This window comes from Paraburkholderia piptadeniae (assembly GCF_900007165.1).
Classification (GTDB): Bacteria; Pseudomonadota; Gammaproteobacteria; order Burkholderiales; family Burkholderiaceae; genus Paraburkholderia; species Paraburkholderia piptadeniae.
In genome coordinates, this window is the sequence record NZ_CYGY02000047.1 from 42,399 (window position 1) to 62,744 (window position 20,346).

The window sequence follows — 20,346 nt, forward strand, 5'->3', positions numbered from 1 at the left end:
CGCTTCGGCAGAAGGTTTGCGGTGCTGGCCTTTCACGCGCCTTCACCGCGCCCGTGCGGCCAGGCGCGCAATCATACGATCAGCCATCGCGCGGTCGATGACTTCGAATGAGCGGGTCGTGCGCTCATAGGCATACATGTCGCCCGTCGCAATGTCGAACCACCAGCCGCTCAATACTAGTGCCCCGGCCGTGACCTGGTGGTGGACGATCGGGTATGTCATCAGATGCTCGAGTTGCACGAGTACGTTGAGTTGCGACAATTGATCGTGCGGTTTCAGCCTGCCATCGAGCGGACCTTCGTGTTCGAGGCGAAATGCTGCGTTGTTGGCGTGGTACAGCCACTTATCGAGGTTCGGCGCTTTCAGCTTGGCGCTGCGTGTCTGCACGGCTTTCATCGCACCGCACTCGGAATGCCCGCACACGACAATATTCGCGACTTTCAACACCAGCACTGCGTACTCGATCGCGCTTGCCTCTGATAGATCACCCGTCGAGGTCCCCTCCGCAGTCGCGGGTGGTATGAGGTTGCCGACGTTGCGCATCGTGAACAGATCGCCCGGATGGGTCGAGGCCAGCAGGTCCGGCACAACCCGGCTGTCCGAGCACGTGATGAAGAGCGCATCGGGTGTCTGCGCAAGCGCGAGTTTGCTGAACTGTTTCGCGTATTGCGGCAGCATGTTCTCGCGGAAATCGACGATGCCCATGATGAGTTTGCGCATGGCCCGCCTCCGAAAAGACTAGTTGTTTGCTGTCGAGGCCGCCGAACCTCCAAGACCTTGCGAGTCGGGGATACGGGCCAACGCCAGGTCCTCCGGAAATGGATGCTTCGAGGCGATTGCGCGATCGAGCAGTGTCAACTCGACGCGCAGTGCCTCATGGCGATGCTCCGGCAGGCTCTGGATGAGGTTCTCTATCGCCGCGCGCAGACGCCGCGCAATTTGAATGCTGCCCACGCCACACTGGCGAATCTCGCGGAAACTGATGTGCACGAAGTCTTCCCAATTGGGCGTTCGCAAGATGACGCGCACCTGTCCCGACTTATCCATGATCTCCTCGACGTGCAGCGACCGTTTGCCCACCATGCGCAATAGTCGGTGCAACTGGTCGATCGCGAGCACGGCCGTGGTCGGATCGTTGATCGCCGCCGACAGCGCTTTTAGCGCGATATCGACCAGGATGCGAAACGCGAACATCGGGTCCTGCTCCATCGTGCGTTCCGTCCCGAAAGCGACGAGCGTGCGCAGCCTGTCGTCGTTGATCGTGTCGGCGTTCCCGTATAGATAAAACAAGGGGTCGTCCACCGCGACGAAATCACCGACTTGCGGCACGAATTCGATGACTGCGTTAGCGCGCCGCGCCTTGGCCACCAGCATTTCCAGATTCACGGCCAGAACGATGCCAGATCTGCCGCGCTGACGAACAATGCGATCAGGTACGCCTCGTTCTTTGTCACGTTCCGGTTGGGTAATCGCACCTGTAGTCGGGGCGGGATAAACGCTCTCAATGACCGCGATCCCTAGCTCCCCAACGCGCGCCACGAGGCTTACGGGACGCAGGGATTTCGCGGCGTAATCGATCAGGAAAAGGAAAGCGACGACGGAAGCAAATCCGCATAGTGCGGCAATGAACACTTGAAGCTGGTGTACTTCATTCTCACCCATCCAGCCCAACGTCCTGTTGGCGAACAGCAGTGAGAAAACGAACAGTCCCGAGATGCTGCGGATGATGTTATCGCGCAGCAGCGTTGTCGCGATGATCCGCGGAGTGTATTGCCCGCCCGCGACCTGGATTGCGACTAGCAGTGAACCGAACGTAAACACCAGAAACGCCAGGTCTGCGGAAACGATGTCACCGACCAACGATCGCGCCCCGGTCATGGACAGCCCGAGAAAACCGGTTTTCGGATCGAGGATTCCTTGTCTGGTCATCGACCGTCCCGCCATTTCAGTGAGAGGCTTTAGCACGGCATAGATCGCGACTGCGATGAGCGGCACAGTCCACAGCGAAGTTCTCAGGTAGCTCTTTAAGCTGTACCAGCGATTCCAGTCCATGTTTGCTCTCCATACGATTCATAGAGCGGCGGAGATCAAGGTGTTCGCGGGTCGCCAGGTGGCATGCAAAGGAGGCTTCCCGAGCGGGCGCGCGCGACTGCGCATACCCCACGATCAGTTCCTTCGGTGTCGTCTTGAGATCGCGTCGGCGCCATTCCAGTGCTGTCTGATCGAGCGGGTCGAGTCCGGATTGCTGCCGGTTTCAACCTGCTCGATAAACCGATTCCGCCGGTCATGGGGCGTTCCGCTGGCGCGGACCGGACGCGTGAGCCTTCCCGCCAATCAGACACGCGAACTCCGGGACGGTCAATGAGACTTTGGTCCAATAGATCAGGGACGTCGACCTTCCAGGAGGGTGCGTCGATGGGAACGGGCGTCTTGTGTTGACTGCGCCGGGTTAGTGCGCGGATTGCAACCTCACGCAGCAAACGCAACGCGCTCGTCTAGCTTCTCAGCGATGACAGCTCCGTGCGCTTGCGCTGCAGGAACCGTCGCACGGCCGGATCGCGTTCGAGTCCGATCGCGAAATCGTACGCACCGAGCGCTTCCGCCGTCGCGCCGGCACGCGCGAGCAGATCGGCGCGCGCGGCCCAGTACGGCTGGTAGTCGGCCAGCCGCGGATCGTCCGCATACGGCTCGAGCGCGTCGAGCGCCGCCTGCGGGCCGTCGCGTTCCGCCAGCGCGAGCGCGCGGTTCACCGCGACCACAGGCGACGCAGCGATCGCGAGCAGCGCGTCGTAGAGTTGCACGACCTCGTCCCAATTCGGACGATGCGTCCGGCAACGATGCACGTGTGCCGACTGCAGCGCGGCCTCGAGCTGAAAGCGTCCGATTGCGTTGAATGCGTTCGCGCGCCGCAGCAATGCGTCGGCTGCGTCGATCATCGGCGCGTTCCATGTCGCCGGGTCCTGTGCCGACAGCGGCACATAGTCGCCGGCCGCATCGCGTCGCGCGTCGCACCGCGCCTGCGCGTACAGCATCAGCGCGAGCAGACCCAGCGTTTCCGGCTCCTCGGGCAGTAACTCGACGAGCAGTTGTGCAAGAAACAGCGCCTCGCCGGTAAGATCGCGCCGCCCGGTATCGCCGCCGACGGGATCGGTCCATCCTTCCGCATACGCCGCATAGACGGCTTCCAGCACCGCGGCGAGCCGGCCGGGCAACTCCTCGCGCTCGGGCACGCTGAACGGAATGCCCGCTTCGCGGATCTTGTGCTTCGCCCGTACGAGGCGCTTGCTCATCGCGGCTGGCGACATCAGGAACGCGGACGCGATCGTCTTCGCTTCGAGCCCCAGCACCACCTGCAGCATCAGCGGCGTGCGAATCGCGGCCTCGAGGGCGGGGTGCGTGCACGCGAAAAGCAGCGCAAGCCGCCGGTCGGGCAACGCACCTGCTTCATGCTCGTCGATTTCGTCGGCGAGAATCGCGAGCTGGTTCACCACTTCGCCGCCGACACGGTGATGACGCGCGCCGTCGATCGCCCGGCGGCGCGCAACCGTCATCAGCCACGCTTCGGGATTCGCGGGGCAGCCGCGCTCAGGCCAGTCCGCGAGCGCGGCCGCAAATGCTTCGGCCAGCGCGTCCTCGGCCGCGGCGACGTCGCGCGTGCGCATCGCCAGCAGCGCGACGAGCTTGCCGTAACTGCGGCGAGCGACCGCCTCGGCAATCGAACGCGCGGCGCCGTCAGCGTCGCGGCCGCAACTGGACAGACTCATGCAGATGGCGCATCGTAGGGAGCGGTCCAGACCGGGCGCACTTCCATCAAGCCGTGCGCCGCGCCGGGACAACGCGACGCCCACGAGATCGCCGCGTCCAGATTGGGCGCGTCGATCAGGTAGTAGCCGGCGAGCTGCTCCTTCGAATCGGAATACGGTCCATCGAGCACCTGCGGCTTGCCGTCGACGAGCCGCACCGTGGTGGCCGTGTTCGTGTGCTGCAGCCGGTTGGCGCCCACGAGCACCTCCGCTTTTTTCAAAGACTCGGTGTACGCCTGATACGCGGCGACGCCTTGCTGCCGCTCGCTATCGGTCATCTGGCTCCAGCGGTTTTCTTCCGAATAGATCATCAACAGGTATTGCATATGAGCCTCCGTCATGGGGTTGAAGCGGTCGAATACATCGGGCCGCCATCACAATGACGCGCGGGCCGCACGCCGACGGACATGCGGCGCCGAAAAAATCGCGAACGGCGTACCGACCTTATGCGTCCGCCTCGGTGCGAAGACTGCACGCGCGGGCACTTCGCGCGAGTCCGCGTTCCCGCGCGGCCGCCGGGACGCCGCGATGCCGCGATGCCGCGATGCGCCGGAAAAAGCAGGTGTTGACCGGTTCGTGAATGGAACCACCAAGTCATAAAGGTAACTGATGGGCGCGCCTTTGCGCATGTGAACGCTGCCGGAAATTCACGGGTATAAAAGATGCTCACTTCATTGAGGCGTTTGTTCGCGTGCAGGTTGATGTTCTTGCGGTTCGCCTGACCGCTTCGAGAGGCACCCATGGACCAATTGCAAGGCTTTGCCGATAGCACTAGCGCGTGGTCTCGACGCGCGCTGATCGCGCTTTTCGCGGTGGTCTGTCTTTCCTGTGGCGGTGGTGGCGGAATGTCCAATGGCACGGCATCGGTCGGGACGTCATCGACCCCGTGGGTCGGTACCTGGGCTGTCGCACCATGGGTCACTGATGCCCAGGGCTTTAACAACGAGACCGTGCGTCAGATCGTGCACACCAGCATCGGCGGGTCCGCCGTGCGTGTGCAGCTGTCGAACCTTTACGGGAGCGGGGCAGTCGTGATCGGCAACGTTTATGTTGCCCTGCGCGACCGAGGTCCCATTACGGTCGCCAGCAGCACCAGAATGATGACGTTCGGAGGCCAGCAAAGCGTGACGCTGCCCGCAGGCGCGTCAATCTCAAGCGACCCTGTTCCCTTCGACGTGCCGCCACTCGCTGATATTGCCGTCAGCCTGTATCTGCCCGGCGCAGTGCCACCGCGCCCGACGGGTCACGAAGGCTCGCTACAGGACGTCTATGTCGCGCCGGGTAACGTCGGCACTGATCCGGCCTTCACCGGCTCCACCACTAACCCCAGCGGTCAGGCATATTATTTTTTGACGAACGTCGATGTCCAGAACGCGCAGGCAACGGGCGCGGTGGTGGCGTTCGGCGCGTCGATCACTGAGGGGCGCGCGTCCAGCAGCAACGCTAATCACCGCTGGCCGAACGATCTTGCCGTACGTCTGATCAACGCCGGCATGGGAGTCGGTGTACTGAACGAGGGAATCAGCGGCAATGACTTTTTCACCGATAGTTCGGGTGAAGCCGGCCTCAAACGCTTCGATCGCGATGCGTTGCGCCAGCCGGGAGTGAAGTGGATTATCGTCTCCGACGATGCCGTCAATAACCTCAACACCCCGGCACCCGCCAGCGCACAGGATCTGACCGCCGCGTTTCAACAGTTGATCGGCCGCGCACATGGGGTAAACATCAAGGTTATCTGCTCTACGCTCACGCCGTTTCGCGGCACGCAATTCTGGACACCCGCGATCGAAGCTACACGTAAAGAGATCAATGCGTTTGTGCTGAGCCCGTCGAGCGGCTGTGATGCCGTGCTGGACCAGGCTCGCGCCGTGAGCGATCCCGCTGACCCGGCCTCCTTCCTGCCGGCTTTTAATAGTGGCGATAACCTGCATCCGAACGATGCCGGCATGCAGGCAATCGCCGACGCACTGGACCTCAATAGCCTCAAGTGACGACGTCACCCTGGGCTGTTCATCCTGCGTGCGCATTCTCAGCAAAGGACGCCGGCCGTCCGGGCGGGGTTATCGAGTAGCGTCGAGCTTCCGGCTGCGGCCATCACGAGACATTGGGCAGGCTTGCGATACGGTCACACGAATGTCTCATCCGTATTCGAAATCGGCGCAATTCGCGCTACGTCGATTCCGCGATGCTGGGCTGCGCACCGGCTGCTTTGCCCTCGCTCATCTAACGGAAGCCATCTTAAGTTTCTGCTGCAAAGGTAATACGCCGAACGCGGCAGTTAATTCCTCCTTTCGTAAATTGCACGCCCGATTCGTAATCCACGTCCTATAGTTGTTCAGCACGCACGGAAATAAAAACGAAAGGCGGTAGCCCCGAAAGCCGAAGTGCAGCGCGGTCTCCTGAGGTTGTCCATTCCGGTTCGAGCGCGCTCGTGAAGCAGGCTGTATCCAGCGATGCTGTACCGGCCATCGCGACATGGCGTCAGGATCATGAAGGGAAAAACAATGGCAACTTCCCGCTTTGTTAGCTACTCAGCGTGTGTGCTTTCGCGTGGCTTGCATGCGGTTGTACTGGCAACTGCAATTGGCGTGGCGGTTCCCGGTTGCGGTGGTGACGACACGTCAGCATCGAGCGAGCCGGCATTCGCCACCGCAGCGCGCCCGCAGATCAACGCATTGCTCGCGGACACGATGACGTCGGGTGCCGTCGTGTATGTGCAGTCGCCGAACGGCGACTGGCTCGAATCGTTCGGAACGGCAGTGCGGGGCACGAACACGCCGATACCGACAACCGCTCACTTTCGCGTCGGCAGCGTGACGAAAACCTGGACTGGCACGGTGATTCTGCAACTCGTGCAGGAAAGGAAGCTAAGGCTGAGCGACCCCATCGGCAAATACATCGCGAACGTGCCCAACGGCGACCAGATCACGATTGAGCAATTGCTGACGATGCGCAGCGGCCTCTACAACTATTCGACCAGTCTCGCCTTCAATCAGACGCTCGATTCGCAGCCGAACAAAGTGTGGACCACCACGGAACTGCTGGACATCGGATTTAGCCAGCCGGTGTATTTCGCACCGGGGGCGGATTTTCGCTATTCGAACACGAACACGGTGTTGCTTGGACTCGTCATCGAGCAGCTAACGGGGATGAGTGCCGCGGATGCGATGAAGGCGCGTCTTTTTACGCCACTCAGCTTAACTGATACGTTCCTTCCGCCGCAGGACGACACCTCGCTGCCGGCGCCGTCGCCACATGGCTACCAGTGGGGTACGAATGCCGAGACGGCAGATAGCGAGGCGCTATCCCCTGAGCGTCAGGCGGCCGCGAAGAACGGGACGTTGCAACCCACCGATGTGACCGGTGTGAGCACATCCTGGGGCTGGACTGCCGGCTCGGGCAATTCGACCGTGAAGGAACTGGCGGCGTACGTGCAACGGATGGTGGGCGGCGGCTACCTGAACGCCGATCTGCAGGCACAACGGCTCGCCAGTTGCCAGTCGGTCCAGCCGTCGGACCCGATGGCCGCCAGTTACTGCCTCGGCCTGGCCAAATTCGGCACGTTTTACGGACACACGGGCGAAATACCGGGCTTCAATACGTTCATGGGCTACGATCCGGCAACGAAAACGACGATCGTCACGTGGACGACGACGGCTGCGGCGCCCGATGGCCGCGCGCCCGCGAACGTCATCGCGCAGATCCTCATGGGAGAACTCAGCAAGGCATCGGAAGTGCCGAGCGAGGGGCGGCCTTAGCTGAAGCGATGCGGCCGGCTGGCGCAAGGACTTGATGATGTTCAAGGGCCTGCCTGTTCCCAAGGCCTTTCGGTATTTGAGGACCAGCATATCGCGCCCCTTGCCATGCTGACCATTCATCTCACTTCAATGGCCGTTGCACTCGGAATAAGAGACGCCGAACGCTCAGTCCGACACAGCGGACCTGTCGCGAAACAACCGGGCCTCTTCACGAAGCCACGTCGTGAACAGGCGAAGACCTCTTTTAGGACGTGGCGAGGACATCTCCACGAGGCGATACGAGAAACCCTGCAGACAAGGGCCGTCGATACGGCGCATGCGTCCCGTGCGTAGTTCTTCGTCTATCAGTACATTGCTGCACATCAGCGGACCCAGGCCACACTCGGCGGCATACAGCGCGAGCATTTCCTCGCTGTACCATGAAATGCGAAAGTCGACCGTTTGATCGTGTTCGACAAGCGCGAGCCAGGCGGACCAGTCCGGTGCATTCAGCGCGCGGTTTTCCCACTTATAAGCAAGCAACGGACGTTTGCGAAAGTCCTCGATCGTCGGAATACGATCCTCAGGACAAATGCCACGATCGGCAACTGCGATATAACAGTCCTCCAGAATCACGGATTCCCGATGATCCGTTTCGACGGTGCCATACCGGATGGCAAGGTCGATATCGTCGGCACGCAGATCGACAGCTTTCTCCGAACCGTGGATATGCACCGTGATGTCCGGGTGGATTGCATTGAATTGCGATAGCCTGGGCATCAGCCAGCGTTCGGCAAAGGCACGGGTGGCCGAGATCTGGATCGAGTCTTCGTTTGCACGGGCATTGACAAGCTCGAACGCCTGAGCGATCTGGTCGAAGCCATCTCTCAGGATCGGGTAGATTGCTTTACCCACGGGAGTGAGCGTCACGGCACGGCCCGTTCTTTCGAAAAGTTTGTGCCCGATGCGCGCCTCGAGTTGTCGAATCTGATGGCTCACCGCCGTGATCGTCACGGACAACTCAGCCGCGGCAGTAGTAAAGCTCTGATGTCGGGCTGCAGCTTCGAATGCGCGGATTGAATTCAGCGGTGGCAACTTGCGCATGGCGAAATACCTTCATCCGGACGGCCGGTTGCAGTGAATGGATTTTACCGGATAAGGCAGTGCGCGCCCGTCCAGGGCGCCACGACGATTTCCTCGACATCACGGCGACCGGCCCGGCCACCGCAGTGTGCCGAAGTGGGTTCAGCCGATCGAATAGTGCGCGTCGGTGGGCATCATCCCGTTGACGGCCGTAACATCCTGCGGGCAGGCCGATAACACGACTATAAGATCCATTTCCGCGCGCAGTGCGACGTACTGGCCTGCCTGACTGACGGGCGGCGCGAATTCGAGGCGACCATTCCCGTGTACGGGCACGTTCATGAACAGATTCAGCGGACAGGGCGTTTCGTTCGACTTCAGTCCAAGACTGCCGAGCGCAGCGGCGAGATTGTCGGTGCAGCTGTCGTGATGGCCGACGACACCCAGTTGCTCATAGCGGTGTTTGTCGCAGGCAGCGATTAGCGTGTCGTGCACACCAGGTGTCGTGTCTTCGACAAGTGTCAGTATCGCCCGGCGATGGTTCGTGCGCAGTGTGTCGCCTACCTTCGGCACGAGCTTCAACATCGACGCGCGGCTATGCTCCATCGACATCGATTCGCCGATGTCTTGCTGATTGAACGCCCACGTGTCGACTACCTGATGACCGTGCGTATTGATGACCTTGATTGTCATCCCACTGGCAAGCTTGACCGCTACGCCGCTACGCGCGGGAATACGGAAGAGCGTGCTGTCGAAGCGAGAGGACGTCGGGTTCATTAGTTGTTCTCCATGAAAATTCATTCGGTCGGTCGAGACATCAGCGTCGACTCGACCGCGAGGCACGCGCACAACAGTCGATCGTCGTGCCCTTGCTGGACGGAAAAGAGCACTGACGTAGGCAGGCCCTCCCGATCGACGCCGGACGGCATGGCGACACCTGGCATATCGAGGAGACTACCTGGCATCGTAAGGGAAAGCGTCTCCAGATTGGTTGCGGCAAACAGGCTGTCATCGGCCTCGAGCGCGGCAAGCGACGGTGCGACATGCTTGACGGCAGGCGTGACCAGCACAGCGTCGCCTAGTTCGTGCAGCATGTTCAGCATGAGCTCGGCGCGCAGCGTACGGATGCGTGCTTCCGCGTGCCGATCGATGCCTTTGGCGGCTAGTAGTCTGTTTCGAACACGACGATCGATCTGATCGCCTCGCTCGCCTTCGACGACTTGCTGAAGCAGTGACCACGCCTCGATGGCACCGAGCCAGCCCTGCGTCGCAATCGCCTGACGCGTGCGCTTGAACGCTTCGACGGGGCGTTCTTCGACGCGCGCGCCGCGTTCGCGCAAGCGCGTCACCACGCTGCGCACATTCCGCGCGACATCCGGCTGGAGCGTCGGGTCCTCGAGCACCGACGAATCGACGACGAACCGAACCTGCTCCAGCGGCGTCGCACACACATCAGGATTCGCGCGCCCGCGCATCGCGCTGTCGAGGAGCACACAGTCTTCGACGGTACGGGTGAGTGGCCCGAGACTATCGAGAGTGACGGCCAGCGGGTGTACGCCGTCCATGTCGTAACGGCCGGTCGATGCGCGAAAGCCGACCAGTCCGTTGAACGCCGCCGGCACACGGATCGACCCGGCTGTATCGGTGCCGATTGCCGCCGTCACGAGGCCGCGTTGCACCGCGATCGCGGACCCGGACGACGAACCGCCGGGCGCACGCGGCGCCGCTGCATGGAAGTCCGCAGTTGGCGTGCCGAAGTGCGGATTGAGTCCAAGACCCGAGAAGGCGAATTCACTCAGGTTCGTCTTGCCAACCGGAATCATGCCGATTGCCCGCATGGCCGTAATCACAGCCGCGTTTCGGGATGCCGGCCGTGAGTCGATGCGTGTAATCGATCCGGCAGTCGTTCTGCTACCTGCCACGTCGATCATGTCTTTTACGGCAAACGGAATGCCGTCGAGCCGGCCAAGCGGCGCGCCTGATCTGCGCCGGTGCGCGGATTTCACGGCGTCGTCGTGCGCCCACTCGATGAACGAGATGAAAACGCCACGCGCCGCGCGCGATTTCCTGATCGCGGTACTGACCAGGTCGACCGCGTCGATGCTTCCATCTTGCAGCTTCAACGCAGTCCCGGCCATCGTCAAATGGGTGTGCATGGACGTTCGGGTCATATCGGGCTTCTAGCGAACGCCCCCCAGTTGACGGACCAGAACTGGTACCTCAGCGAACGCGCTGGCTACCGATGCTTCATGTCGTGCGTCGCCGAATTCCTGATAGCTGATGCTGATCGCGTGGCTTTCTTCAACGCCCAGATAGTGCGCGCAGGTCAGGATGTGGGTTTCGAGGTGATTCATCTTTTCGCGGACGCCGCCGGGTCCGAATCCGAACTCACCATGCGAGCTCAGAATGACGAGCTTCTTGCCGCGCATGACCGGCTCTAGTGGAAAGTCCCCGCGTGCGAGATCGAAAGTGAACGTCTTGCCGATACGAATGACCTTGTCGAACCACGACTTCAGTGCCGCGGGCATCCCGTAGTTATACATTGGCGTGCCAATCACGATCAGATCCGCGCGGTCGATCTCATCGATCAGTTCGTCGGACAGACGCATTATTTCGCGTTGCTCCGGCGTGACGTTCTCTTGAGGGGTGAAGACGGCGGCGATCCAGTCTTCTGTGATGATGGGCGGCGGATTGGCTCCAACATCACGGGTAATGATTTTTGCGGCGGGCTCGATCTGAATCCATGCATCGATGAAGGCGCCGGAAAGCTTGCGGCTGAGCGACCGGCCATTGCGCGCACTGGCATTGATGTGAAGAAGGGTAGTCATGGCGTGTGCATTCCTTTGCTTGCTAAAACTGAAAGATCAGGCACACCGATTTAGACATAACGCTTGCGTTAGCGCGATTGATGAATTTTTCTTTCGCGTTGAGAAAAACTCAACTGCGATGGGCGCGCGGCGGATGTCGCATTTTTCTCAACGACGGTTGAGAATTCATCGATTTCGCCGTTTATTTGTCTCCGTTTAAATCCGGACTCAGCGAACCAGAGTCGCGAGATCCCAGGAGGAGACAGTCGTGTCAAACGATCAGACAGCGCAAGTGAATTTGAACGCCGGCGCCGTATTCGACGTGCACGGCATAGAGCCTGTGCCCGGCGAAAGCAGGACATCCGGACAGCTGGACCAGTTCTGGATCTGGGCCGGTGCGAACGTTGCACCGATCAACTGGGTGCTGGGGGCAATCGGTATCCAGCTGGGTTTGAGTCTTGTCGAGACGCTAGCGATTATCGTGATCGGCAATGTGTTGGGGTGTGCATTGTTCGGCGCCATGTGCGTGATCGGACATCGCTCGGGTGTTCCGCAAATGGTGTTGTCGCGGCTGGCTTTCGGCCGGCGAGGCGCGTGGCTGCCCACGCTCATGCAGGTGTTGATGCCGATGGGCTGGGTGGCGATCAACACGTGGATTGTTCTGGATCTCGCTGTTGTCGCGCTCGATCGCATGGGGATGAGCGGCGGCATCGAACTCAAGTATTTCATTGCGATCGCGGTCCTGCTGATCCAGGTGGGCATCGCGACGTGGGGCTTTCACGCGATACGTTATTTCGAGCGTTACACGATGCCATTCGTCCTGCTCATCATGGTCTTGATGACCGTGCTTGCCTTCACGCATGTCGATATTCACTGGCACGTTTCAACCGCTCACGGTATCGGCAAGCTTTCCGCGATGAGCAAGCTGATGACGGCGATCGGCATCGGCTGGGGCATTTCGTGGCTCGTCTATGCGTCGGATTACACGCGCTTCACGAAACTGGAATTGAGCACCCGGCAGGTATTTCGCGCGACCTCGCTCGGCATGTTCGTTCCGACTGTCTGGCTCGCTTTTCTGGGAGCAGCGATCGCGTCTTCGGGAAGCGGCGCCGATCCGTCCCAGCTCATCATTGCGGTGTTCGGTGCGATGGCGTTGCCTGTCCTGCTCGTACTCGTCCACGGTCCGATCGCGACCAATATCGTCGTCATCTACTCGGCGGCGCTCGCCACGCTGTCGCTCGATCTGCGTGTTCCGCGCTGGGTCGTTTCAGTCGTGTCCGGCGTTGTCGGCCTCGTGATTCTTTATCTGTTCCTGCACTCGGGCGCGTTTGCCAACACCTTCGAGAATCTGATGGTCTTCTTTGTCGTGTGGATCGCGCCTTGGGCCGGCATCGTGCTCGTCGATTACTTTCTCGTGCGGCGCGGCAGGATCGATGTCGGTGCGCTTTATTGTCATCACTCGGTAAGCGGATGTGGGGACATCAAATGGTCCGGCGTCGCGGCGCTGGCGCTGGGTGTCATCGCGGCCTGGCTCTTTCAGGTGAGCAGCATCGAGTCGCTGCAGGGCCCCATCGCAATGGCGCTGGGCGGTATCGACCTCTCATGGCTCGCCGGGCTCGGGGTGGGTGGCGGGAGTTACTACTTCTTTCATCACGCGCGACGCGACGCCCGATCAGGGCAGGGATCTCTCGCGGATAACAGGAGTTCGACATGAACAGCGTGCGCATGGATAACATCAGCTGGGTCGAGTACGAGCAGCGAGTAAGAGCCGGATCGGTCGTATTTCTTCCGTGCGGCGCGACGGAGCAGCATGGGCCTCATCTTCCGCTTGGAACGGATGCTTTGCTGGCGAGCGCGATATGCGAAGACGTTGCCCGTGAAGTGCAAGGCGTCGTGGCGCCTGCGATTTCGTACGGCTATAAGTCACAACCCAGGAGCGGCGGCGGTCAACATTTTTGCGGCACCACGAGTGTCGACGGCGCGACGTTGAGCGCAATGATCCGTGACGCGGTGCGGGAATTTCATCGTCATGGTGTCAGGCGTCTTGTGATCGTCGTCGGGCATTTTGAAAACCAGTGGTTCGTCACCGAGGGTATCGAACTCGCTATGCGGGACATGGGCGAAAGCAGCGGGATGGAAGTCATGCGTGTCGAGCACTGGGAGTTCTGTCGCGGCGAAACGCTCGATGCGATTTTCCCGGACGGGTTTCCGGGCATTGCGCTCGAACATGCCGCCGTGATCGAGACGTCGATGATGCTTCACTATTACCCGCAGCTTGTTTTGCTCGACAGCATTCCGGACCATGGACCCGCTGAATTCCCGGCTTACGATATGTACCCCGCCCGCACGGCCTGGGTTCCATCCGGCGGAGTGCTGTCATCCGCCAAAGATTCGAGCAGCGAGAAAGGACGTCTGCTGGTGACGGACGTGGTCGACGGGATCGCGACGGCCGTGCGTCACGAATTCGGAATGACGGGTCGCGCGCCGGCGACATCGCCATATCCGCAGGTCGTCGATTGAAGATGACGGCAGCCATCTGAAGCGACTGCGGCGCATCTCGCCGTCCCGGCGCGTTGATCGCCCACTGCGTGAGCGAGATGGATGTCGTTCGCACAATACTTGCGCCCGCGACGTTAGCGGTTCACATTGGGATATGGACGACTGACGTTCGCCTGCCCGCGTTCGCCGGACGGCGGTCGGGAGACGAGCGATGCAGAACGACAGACAGCCGCGGCGCGTGACATACGAGAAAGGGCTCCAGATCGGCGGCTCCGGATGGTTGGGCCGGTTGCTGGCCGTACTCCTGAGCGCGATCGTGCTCGTGGCGGCCGCGATGCTGTCGGTGGTGCTGCTCGCCGTGCTGTTCGCGCTGGGCACGGTCGTCGCCGGCTATCTCTGGTGGAAGACGCGCGCGCTGCGCCGGCAGGCGCGCGCGTTCAGCGACGACGGACGGACCGTCGACGTGGAGGTCGTCCACAAAGACTCGCGAGACGACGATTCCGCGAAACGCTGACGATCGATTACGCGCGCGAAGCAGGCTCTAGGTCGCGAGTGGAACCGCGCCAGTGCATTTGAGTTCGTCGAGACAAACACTGGATTTGACTCCGCTCACGCCAGGAATGCGCATCAACGTATCGAGCAGGAATTCCGACAACGCTTTCAGGTCGCGTGCCACCACCTTGAGCATGTAGTCGATATCGCCCGTAACGGCGAAGCACTCCTGGATCTCCGTGAGTTCCGCGACCATGCCCTTGAACTTCGCCAGGTCGCGGACATGACCACGCTCCATCGTCACCTGGATGAAAGCAACCACGCCGAAGCCCAGCACCTGCGCGTCGAGGCGGGTCTCGTAGCACCGGATCACCCCCATCTCTTCGAGCCGACGATGACGCCTCAGCGTCTGCGCCGGTGACAAGCTGATTGCCTCCGCCAGTTCGAGATTGGAGATGCGTCCCTGGGTCTGCAGGATCCCCAGTAAGCGCATGTCGATACGGTCGATCTCAAGGGTCTGCACTTTTCTTTCTCACGTAGCCAGTGGGAGGAAATTTTAATGGGCAAATTAGGGTTTGTCTGCGTCCGTTAGGAAATCCTATTGCGTCGAAGGGAAATTACACTGATTCCCGAAATTGCTGCGATGCACGCGCATACGGCGCGCTGTCCGGCGGTCGCGGCACGCACACTGGCGCAGCGACATCCGGCATACGACACCACATCCGATATGCCGTGCATTGCACCTCCAACGAATCATCCACTCTCCGACAAACGCGAAACGAACATGGCCGACCTGTTTGACAATCCGATGCAACTGATGGGCTTCGAATTCGTGGAATTCGCCTCGCCCACGCCCAACATACTCGAACCTTTGTTCGAGCAGATGGGCTTCACGCTGGTGGCGCGTCACCGATCGAAGGACGTGCTGCTGTATCGCCAGGGCGAAATCAACTTCATCGTCAACCGCGAACCGAACAGCGAAGGTGCGTACTTCGCCGCCGAGCACGGTCCGAGCGCATGCGGGATGGCGTTTCGCGTGAAGGATTCGCACATGGCGTACGCCCGCGCATTGGCGCTGGGCGCCCAGCCGATCGAGATCGCCACCGGTCCGATGGAGTTGCGCTTGCCCGCGATCAAAGGCATTGGCGGTGCGCCGCTTTACCTGATCGATCGCTTCGAAGACGGCAAGTCGATCTATGACATCGATTTCGAGTTCATCGAAGGTGTCGAGCGCCGGCCCGTCGGTCACGGCCTGCGCGTCGTCGATCATCTTACGCACAATGTCTATCGTGGCCGCATGACGTACTGGGCGAACTACTACGAGAAGCTGTTCAACTTTCGCGAATTGCGCTACTTCGACATCGAGGGCGAATACACGGGCCTGACGTCGAAGGCGATGACGGCGCCCGACGGCAAGATCCGCATCCCGCTGAACGAGGAGTCGGGCAAGGGAAGCGGCCAGATCGAGGAATTCCTGATGGCGTTCAACGGGGAAGGCATTCAGCACATCGCGTTCCTCACGGACGATCTGATCCGAATCATCGACAACCTGCAAATGGCAGGCGTGCCGCTGATGACGGGACCGAACAACTATTACTACGAGGCACTCGAGACGCGCCTGCCGGGTCACGGCCAGCCCGTTGGCGAACTGCAGTCGCGAGGCATCCTCCTTGACGGCACCACCGCGGACGGCACGCCCCGGCTGTTGCTGCAGATCTTTTCAAAACCCCTGCTTGGCCCGGTGTTCTTCGAATTCATCCAGCGCAAGGGCGACGAAGGCTTCGGCGAAGGCAATTTCAAGGCGCTCTTCGAGTCGCTCGAACGCGACCAGATCGAAAGGGGCACGCTCAAGGTCTGACGTGCCCGCAACCCGGCTCATGAGCCGGTTCAACAATACAGATCCCAGCAGGATACGGCGCCGGCGTCACAAGCGCCGGCCGTGACGTCTTCGCAGATCTCGCTTGCCTCACCAGGGCAGGTGAACCGCGAGGCGTGGCGTCCGGAATCAACCGCAGGACACAGGAGAAGACATCGTGGCAGACAAAGGGCAGGGCACGCTCAAACGCGGCCTGAAGAATCGTCACATTCAACTGATCGCGCTCGGGGGCGCGATAGGGACGGGGCTGTTTCTCGGCATCGCGCAGACCATCAAATCGGCGGGACCGTCGGTACTGCTCGGTTATGCGATCGCCGGCATCGTCGCTTTTTTTATCATGCGGCAACTCGGGGAGATGGTGGTCGACGAGCCTGTCGCCGGCTCCTTCAGCTATTTCGCAGGCAAGTACTGCGGGCAATACGCGGGCTTCGTATCGGGCTGGAACTATTGGGTGCTCTACATTCTCGTGTCGATGGCGGAGTTGTCGGCCGTCGGCATCTATATGCAATATTGGTGGCCGGGCCTGCCGACATGGATCTCGGCACTCGTGTGTTTCTGCGCGATCAATGCGATCAACCTCACGAGCGTGAAATCGTATGGCGAACTCGAATTCTGGTTCTCGATCGTCAAGGTCGCGGCGATCGTCGGCATGATCGGGTTCGGCGGGTATCTGCTCGTTTCGGGCAACGCCGGGCCTGAGGCGGGCGTGTCCAACCTCTGGCGTCATGGCGGCTTCTTCCCCAACGGCATCTCGGGGCTCGTGATGGCGATGGCCGTCATCATGTTCTCGTTCGGCGGGCTGGAGCTTGTCGGTATCACCGCCGCCGAGGCGGATGATCCGTCGCACACGATCCCGCGTGCGACCAACCAGGTGATCTACCGCATCCTGATCTTCTACGTCGGCGCACTCGGCGTGCTGCTTTCGCTGTATCCGTGGGAAAAAGTGGTCACCGGCGGCAGCCCGTTCGTGCTGATCTTCCACGCGATGAACAGCAACTTCGTGGCCAACGTACTCAACGCCGTGGTGCTCACGGCCGCGCTGTCGGTCTACAACAGCGGCGTGTACTGCAACAGCCGCATGCTCTACGGCCTCGCGGGTCAGGGCAACGCGCCGCGCGCGCTGCTCAAGGTCAACGCCCGCGGCATTCCGCTCGTTGCGCTCGGTGTCTCCGCACTCGCGACGGCCGCGTGCGTGGTGATCAACTACATGATGCCGGGCAAGGCGTTCGAATTGCTGATGGGTCTCGTCGTGTCGGCGCTCATCATCAACTGGGCGATGATCAGCATCATTCATCTGCAATTCCGCCGTGCCAAAGCGCGCGCAAGCGAAACGACCGTGTTCCGCAGCATTGGCTATCCGCTCACCAACTATCTGTGCCTGGCATTTCTCGGCGGCATTCTGGTGGTGATGTGCCTGATTCCGGACCTGCGCATTTCGGTTTATCTGATCCCTGTCTGGCTCGCCGTGCTGGGTGTGGGCTACCGCCTGCGAAACCGGCGCGCGGACGACGCGGTACCTGAGGGCGTGCCGCTGCGCTAGGCACGCAACCGGCCGTGGGACGGCAATAACGAGCTGTTCCACGGTCGAACCGTATTGCGGCGAGCCGATCGCACTCGTTGAATCTCCCGCGCTTTCACAATCTCTTTGGCTTTCCCAGGAACTGTCATGTTCGAACACATCGATGCTTATCCCGGCGATCCGATCCTCACGCTGAACGAGAACTTCGCGAAGGACCCGCGCGACAACAAGGTCAACCTGAGCATCGGCATCTATTACGACGAGGAAGGCCGTTTGCCCGTCATGCGAGCCGTGCACGAGGCCGAAACGCAAATGCTCGCGGAACCCGGCCCAAAGCCGTACCTGCCGATGGCGGGTTTTGCGCAGTATCGCGACGCCGTGCAATCGCTGGTATTCGGCGAAGACTCGCCGGCGCGTGCCGACGGACGTATCGCGACCGTGCAGACGTTGGGCGGCTCGGGGGCGCTCAAGGTCGGCGCGGATTTCATCAAGCGCTATTTCCCCGGCTCACAGGTCTGGGTGAGCGATCCGACGTGGGAAAACCACCGCTTTATTTTCGAGCGCGCCGGCTTCAGCGTCAGCACGTATCCGTACTACGACGAAAACAGCGGTGGACTGAAATTCGAAGCGATGCTCTCGGCCATCGATGCGCTGCCCGCGCGCAGTGTCGTGCTGTTGCACGCGTGCTGCCACAATCCGACCGGCGTGGACCTGAGCGAGTTGCAATGGGTGACCTTGATCGAGGTTCTCAAGAAGCGCGAACTGCTGCCTGTCATCGACATGGCCTATCAGGGTTTCGGCGCGGGCATCGATGCCGATGCATTCGCGATCCGCGAGCTCGCGCGCCAGAACGTGCCCGCGTTCGTCGCCAACTCGTTCTCGAAGAACTTCTCGCTGTACGGTGAGCGCTGTGGTGGTCTGTCGGTCATCTGCGAGTCGCGGGACGTGGCAGGGCGTGTGTTGGGGCAGTTGACGAGCGCTGTGCGCGCGAACTACAGCAACCCGCCGACGCACGGCGCGAAGATCGTTGCCCGGGTGCTCACGACACCCGCGCTGCGGCAGTCGTGGGAAGACGAGCTGGCGACGATGTGCAGGCGCATCGTCCGCATGCGCGCCGGAATTCATGATCGTTTGCGCGGCAACGTGCCGAACTCACTCCTCGCGCGATACCTGGAGCAGCGCGGGATGTTCACTTACACGGGCTTGTCTGTGGAGCAGGTCGACCTGCTGCGCGAGCGGCACGGTGTCTATCTGATTCGTTCTGGCCGGATGTGCGTGGCGGCGCTGAACGAGAAAAACGTTGGCACGGCCGCGCAGGCGATTTCGGAGATCTTCGCGCAGGCGACGAACTGAGATTCGAGTGGGCGGCGATCCATCGACACCGCCCGTTCTTGCAGTGTCATGTAAGCGCGTCAGTGAGACGCGCCTATTGGATCATATGCTCTGGCGCGACTGCGCTCCCGGAATGGTATCTGCGCGTCGCCAGGAAATCCGGGCCACGCGCGGATACGCAGGCGGCTATTGGCTATTGACCGCCGAAATAGAGCTGCTTCATCTGGTCCAAAGAGGCGGGTTGCGCAATTGCGCGCGAACCCGATGCCGATGAACCGGGCGTCACGCCGCCGTAGGCGGTTGCACCGTTTTGCATCCACACGCGCGCCTCGGCCGCCTGGATGTCTGCTGGATAATTCGGGTCTTCGCCTTTGGCGGGGTCATAGCCAGCCTGTTCGAGCTGCTGCAACTCGGCGCGAACCTGGGCGCGCGTCGGTGCCGCATCGTTTTGCGAGAACGCGGCGAGCGGCAAGGAAAGCGCCGACGCAGCGGCAACTGCAATCGCGAATGATTTCATGATGACCCCTCCTCATGGATGTCAGGGTGCCTCGTTACGGATGCAAGCCGTGTAACTGGCCATCGAAGTCTAGACAGGCAAACCTTCAACTTCGATACGAATGGACACGGCCTGCGCAACATCGCGATGTCCGGGTATCACACGAGCATCGTCGCGAAGGACAGGCCGTGCCAGACGAGCTGTCCGCAGAGAAAAGACGATCAGGGAAGCGGAAAATCGCAAAGCGCTCGCAGTACGCGGCTACGCGTCGATGGGAAAGCGTCGCTCACTGTCCGCCGTTTTCGGGAATGTCTTCAATAAAAGATCTCATTGGTATCTGCGCGCGTGCCGCCTTTCATCGTCTTTGCGGCTCGTCGCTTGGGGGCACGCATTGCGAGCCTTGCCGCGACAGGATTCCTTTCTGCGATCAGCGGACGATGGTCTGACTCGATACAGCAGTTCGTGTGGCGTGTTCCATCCAATGCGTGCAATTGTATTATGTTTATTTCTAGTCCTTATTGATTGGCTGGAAAGTTGAATTTCTGATCCAGACGAAAAAATGAGTTTCGAGCTAACCGGATCGGGCGGCTGCAATTGCCCGGCTCGGGCAGCATCTTGAAGTGGTCTGCTTCAATAATTCCCGCATCCGCGCGGTCAGCGCGGGCAAGCGCCTTGTCATCCTGTTCCGACATGCGCGTCAAT

The 20,346-nt window shown here is 60.9% G+C and carries 19 protein-coding genes; 8 read left to right on the forward strand and 11 right to left on the reverse strand.

Annotated elements, in window-relative coordinates:
• Window positions 1-42: 42 nt before the first annotated feature.
• The 4 genes from BN2476_RS24245 to BN2476_RS24260 all read right to left on the reverse strand — a co-directional run bounded on the left by BN2476_RS24245 (window position 43) and on the right by BN2476_RS24260 (window position 4,129).
• Window positions 43-720 carry a carbonic anhydrase gene (locus tag BN2476_RS24245; protein WP_087736709.1) on the reverse strand — a complete coding sequence of 226 codons (678 nt, stop codon included), beginning with the start codon at window positions 718-720 and terminating at the stop codon, window positions 43-45.
• Window positions 721-738: 18 nt separating this feature from the next.
• Window positions 739-2,052, reverse strand: coding sequence for a DUF2254 domain-containing protein (locus BN2476_RS24250; RefSeq protein ID WP_087736710.1), 1,314 nt, complete (start codon window positions 2,050-2,052; stop codon window positions 739-741).
• A gap of 443 nt (window positions 2,053-2,495) precedes the next feature.
• Window positions 2,496-3,764 (reverse strand): RNA polymerase sigma factor, encoded by a 1,269-nt coding sequence (locus BN2476_RS24255; protein ID WP_087736711.1) that lies wholly within the window; start codon window positions 3,762-3,764, stop codon window positions 2,496-2,498.
• Complete coding sequence (locus BN2476_RS24260) at window positions 3,761-4,129, reverse strand: YciI family protein (protein ID WP_087736712.1); 369 nt, start codon at window positions 4,127-4,129, stop codon at window positions 3,761-3,763. Before BN2476_RS24260 ends, BN2476_RS24255 begins: the two co-directional genes overlap by 4 nt.
• A 414-nt stretch (window positions 4,130-4,543) precedes the next feature.
• Between BN2476_RS24260 and BN2476_RS24270 the strand changes: the two genes are divergently transcribed.
• On the forward strand, window positions 4,544-5,794 hold the full coding sequence (locus tag BN2476_RS24270; protein ID WP_087736714.1) for an SGNH/GDSL hydrolase family protein: 1,251 nt from the start codon (window positions 4,544-4,546) through the stop codon (window positions 5,792-5,794).
• A 597-nt stretch (window positions 5,795-6,391) separates the two neighbouring features.
• Window positions 6,392-7,561, forward strand: a complete 1,170-nt coding sequence (locus BN2476_RS24275) for a serine hydrolase domain-containing protein (protein WP_235850937.1) — start codon at window positions 6,392-6,394, stop codon at window positions 7,559-7,561.
• Between the two features lie 165 nt (window positions 7,562-7,726).
• On the opposite strand, the gene BN2476_RS24280 is transcribed toward BN2476_RS24275, so the two are convergent.
• The 4 genes from BN2476_RS24280 to BN2476_RS24295 all read right to left on the reverse strand — a co-directional run bounded on the left by BN2476_RS24280 (window position 7,727) and on the right by BN2476_RS24295 (window position 11,451).
• Entirely contained in the window at window positions 7,727-8,644 is a 918-nt protein-coding gene (locus BN2476_RS24280) for a LysR family transcriptional regulator (RefSeq protein ID WP_087736716.1), read from the reverse strand.
• Between the two features lie 141 nt (window positions 8,645-8,785).
• On the reverse strand, window positions 8,786-9,400 hold the full coding sequence (locus BN2476_RS24285; RefSeq protein WP_087736717.1) for a DUF1989 domain-containing protein: 615 nt from the start codon (window positions 9,398-9,400) through the stop codon (window positions 8,786-8,788).
• 20 nt (window positions 9,401-9,420) lie between these two features.
• The gene (locus tag BN2476_RS24290; RefSeq protein WP_218274534.1) at window positions 9,421-10,794 is read right to left on the reverse strand and encodes an amidase family protein; all 1,374 of its coding nucleotides are present in this window, start codon (window positions 10,792-10,794) and stop codon (window positions 9,421-9,423) included.
• A 9-nt stretch (window positions 10,795-10,803) separates the two neighbouring features.
• Window positions 10,804-11,451 (reverse strand): FMN-dependent NADH-azoreductase, encoded by a 648-nt coding sequence (locus tag BN2476_RS24295; RefSeq protein WP_087736719.1) that lies wholly within the window; start codon window positions 11,449-11,451, stop codon window positions 10,804-10,806.
• Window positions 11,452-11,698: 247 nt separating this feature from the next.
• Here BN2476_RS24295 and BN2476_RS24300 point away from each other — a divergent pair, with 247 nt between their 5' ends.
• The 3 genes from BN2476_RS24300 (at window position 11,699) to BN2476_RS24310 (ending at window position 14,443) form a co-directional block, all read left to right on the forward strand.
• Window positions 11,699-13,144 carry a purine-cytosine permease family protein gene (locus tag BN2476_RS24300; protein ID WP_087736720.1) on the forward strand — a complete coding sequence of 482 codons (1,446 nt, stop codon included), beginning with the start codon at window positions 11,699-11,701 and terminating at the stop codon, window positions 13,142-13,144.
• Window positions 13,141-13,950 carry a creatininase gene (locus BN2476_RS24305; RefSeq protein WP_087736721.1) on the forward strand — a complete coding sequence of 270 codons (810 nt, stop codon included), beginning with the start codon at window positions 13,141-13,143 and terminating at the stop codon, window positions 13,948-13,950. The genes BN2476_RS24300 and BN2476_RS24305 overlap by 4 nt, the downstream gene beginning before the upstream one ends.
• Window positions 13,951-14,140: 190 nt before the next feature.
• Window positions 14,141-14,443: a hypothetical protein gene (locus BN2476_RS24310; protein WP_087736722.1), complete on the forward strand. Its 303-nt coding sequence runs from the start codon at window positions 14,141-14,143 to the stop codon at window positions 14,441-14,443.
• 27 nt (window positions 14,444-14,470) lie between these two features.
• Here BN2476_RS24310 and BN2476_RS24315 read toward each other — a convergent pair whose 3' ends face one another.
• Window positions 14,471-14,944, reverse strand: a complete 474-nt coding sequence (locus BN2476_RS24315) for an Lrp/AsnC family transcriptional regulator (RefSeq protein ID WP_087736723.1) — start codon at window positions 14,942-14,944, stop codon at window positions 14,471-14,473.
• A gap of 261 nt (window positions 14,945-15,205) precedes the next feature.
• Here BN2476_RS24315 and hppD point away from each other — a divergent pair, with 261 nt between their 5' ends.
• From hppD to BN2476_RS24330, 3 genes are all read left to right on the forward strand, one after another.
• On the forward strand, window positions 15,206-16,279 hold the full coding sequence (gene hppD, locus BN2476_RS24320; protein ID WP_087736780.1) for a 4-hydroxyphenylpyruvate dioxygenase: 1,074 nt from the start codon (window positions 15,206-15,208) through the stop codon (window positions 16,277-16,279).
• Between the two features lie 175 nt (window positions 16,280-16,454).
• The gene (locus tag BN2476_RS24325; protein ID WP_087736724.1) at window positions 16,455-17,837 is read left to right on the forward strand and encodes an amino acid permease; all 1,383 of its coding nucleotides are present in this window, start codon (window positions 16,455-16,457) and stop codon (window positions 17,835-17,837) included.
• Between the two features lie 126 nt (window positions 17,838-17,963).
• Window positions 17,964-19,169, forward strand: coding sequence for an amino acid aminotransferase (locus BN2476_RS24330; protein WP_087736725.1), 1,206 nt, complete (start codon window positions 17,964-17,966; stop codon window positions 19,167-19,169).
• Between the two features lie 172 nt (window positions 19,170-19,341).
• Here the strand turns inward: BN2476_RS24330 and BN2476_RS24335 are convergent, their stop codons facing one another.
• Both BN2476_RS24335 and BN2476_RS46550 read right to left on the reverse strand, forming a co-directional pair.
• A complete protein-coding gene (locus tag BN2476_RS24335) occupies window positions 19,342-19,665 on the reverse strand; it encodes a DUF4148 domain-containing protein (protein ID WP_087736726.1) in 324 nt (107 codons plus the stop codon).
• Window positions 19,666-20,159: 494 nt separating this feature from the next.
• The gene (locus tag BN2476_RS46550; RefSeq protein WP_160111744.1) at window positions 20,160-20,336 is read right to left on the reverse strand and encodes a hypothetical protein; all 177 of its coding nucleotides are present in this window, start codon (window positions 20,334-20,336) and stop codon (window positions 20,160-20,162) included.
• Window positions 20,337-20,346 lie beyond the last annotated feature (10 nt).

Coding starts and splice junctions, on each gene's coding strand:
- BN2476_RS24245 (WP_087736709.1), bottom strand. CDS start 720: ATGCGCAAACTCATCATGGGCATCGTCGATTTCCGCGAGAACATGCTG.
- BN2476_RS24250 (WP_087736710.1), bottom strand. CDS start 2,052: ATGGACTGGAATCGCTGGTACAGCTTAAAGAGCTACCTGAGAACTTCG.
- BN2476_RS24255 (WP_087736711.1), bottom strand. CDS start 3,764: ATGAGTCTGTCCAGTTGCGGCCGCGACGCTGACGGCGCCGCGCGTTCG.
- BN2476_RS24260 (WP_087736712.1), bottom strand. CDS start 4,129: ATGCAATACCTGTTGATGATCTATTCGGAAGAAAACCGCTGGAGCCAG.
- BN2476_RS24270 (WP_087736714.1), top strand. CDS start 4,544: ATGGACCAATTGCAAGGCTTTGCCGATAGCACTAGCGCGTGGTCTCGA.
- BN2476_RS24280 (WP_087736716.1), bottom strand. CDS start 8,644: ATGCGCAAGTTGCCACCGCTGAATTCAATCCGCGCATTCGAAGCTGCA.
- BN2476_RS24285 (WP_087736717.1), bottom strand. CDS start 9,400: ATGAACCCGACGTCCTCTCGCTTCGACAGCACGCTCTTCCGTATTCCC.
- BN2476_RS24290 (WP_218274534.1), bottom strand. CDS start 10,794: ATGACCCGAACGTCCATGCACACCCATTTGACGATGGCCGGGACTGCG.
- BN2476_RS24295 (WP_087736719.1), bottom strand. CDS start 11,451: ATGACTACCCTTCTTCACATCAATGCCAGTGCGCGCAATGGCCGGTCG.
- BN2476_RS24305 (WP_087736721.1), top strand. CDS start 13,141: ATGAACAGCGTGCGCATGGATAACATCAGCTGGGTCGAGTACGAGCAG.
- BN2476_RS24310 (WP_087736722.1), top strand. CDS start 14,141: ATGCAGAACGACAGACAGCCGCGGCGCGTGACATACGAGAAAGGGCTC.
- hppD (WP_087736780.1), top strand. CDS start 15,206: ATGGCCGACCTGTTTGACAATCCGATGCAACTGATGGGCTTCGAATTC.
- BN2476_RS24330 (WP_087736725.1), top strand. CDS start 17,964: ATGTTCGAACACATCGATGCTTATCCCGGCGATCCGATCCTCACGCTG.
- BN2476_RS24335 (WP_087736726.1), bottom strand. CDS start 19,665: ATGAAATCATTCGCGATTGCAGTTGCCGCTGCGTCGGCGCTTTCCTTG.
- BN2476_RS46550 (WP_160111744.1), bottom strand. CDS start 20,336: ATGTCGGAACAGGATGACAAGGCGCTTGCCCGCGCTGACCGCGCGGAT.